The organism is Bacillus sp. N12A5, from assembly GCF_026790125.1.
In the GTDB taxonomy this organism is placed as follows: domain Bacteria; phylum Bacillota; class Bacilli; order Bacillales; family Bacillaceae; genus Bacillus.
Genome location: NZ_JALAMR010000036.1, coordinates 1 through 1073, shown reverse-complemented (window position 1 = coordinate 1073; position 1073 = coordinate 1). Strand labels below are relative to the sequence as shown.

The window sequence follows — 1073 nt, the reverse complement described above, 5'->3', positions numbered from 1 at the left end:
GCAAGCACCTTATCAGCAGCATTATCCTGTATCCCCGGCCCAGCGGAGAATGTATATCCTCAATCAGCTTGGACAAGCAAACACAAGCTACAACGTCCCCGCTGTACTTTTGCTGGAGGGAGAAGTAGATAAAGACCGGCTTGAAAACGCGATTCAGCAATTAATCAACCGGCACGAAATCCTCCGTACATCGTTTGACATGATCGACGGAGAAGTTGTACAAACTGTTCATAAAAACGTATCGTTCCAGCTGGAGGCTGCCAAGGGACGGGAAGAAGACGCGGAGGAAATGATCAAAGCGTTCATTCAGCCGTTTGAACTAAACCGCGCACCGCTCGTCCGTTCGAAGCTTGTCCAGCTAGAGGAAGAACGCCACCTGCTGCTCATTGATATGCACCATATCATCACTGACGGCAGTTCAACAGGCATTCTGATCGGTGATCTCGCCAAAATATATCAAGGCGCTGATCTTGAGCTGCCGCAGATTCACTATAAAGATTTCGCTGTTTGGCACAAAGAACATGCTGATCATCAAAAAGATGAAGCATACTGGCTCGACACCTTTAAAGGCGAGCTTCCGATTCTTGATCTTCCGGCGGATTTCGAGCGTCCTGCTGAACGGAGCTTTGCCGGAGAGCGCGTGATGTTTGGCCTTGATAAGCAAATTACGGATCAAATCAAATCACTCTTGGCAGAAACAGACACCACAATGTATATGTTTCTGCTGGCGGCGTTCAATGTGCTCCTTTCTAAGTACGCGTCACAGGACGATATCATTGTCGGCTCACCGACGGCGGGAAGAACACATCCTGATCTGCAAGGAGTGCCGGGGATGTTTGTCAATACGGTCGCAGTAAGAACGGCGCCTGCGGAAGATAAAACCTTTGCGCAATTCCTTGAAGAGGTCAAAACAGCCAGCCTTCAAGCATTCGAGCACCAGAGCTATCCGCTTGAGGAGCTCATTGAAAAACTTCCGCTTACAAGGGACACAAGCCGAAGCCCGCTGTTCAGCGTGATGTTCAATATGCAGAACATGGAGATTCCTTCATTGAGATTAGGAGATTTGAAGATTT

Annotated in this window: 1 protein-coding gene; it reads left to right on the top strand. The window is 48.6% G+C overall.

Annotated elements, in window-relative coordinates; translation table 11 throughout:
• Positions 1-1073, top strand: a 1073-nt coding sequence (locus MOC09_RS20050; protein ID WP_268371688.1) for a condensation domain-containing protein, incomplete at both ends; no start/stop codon positions are given.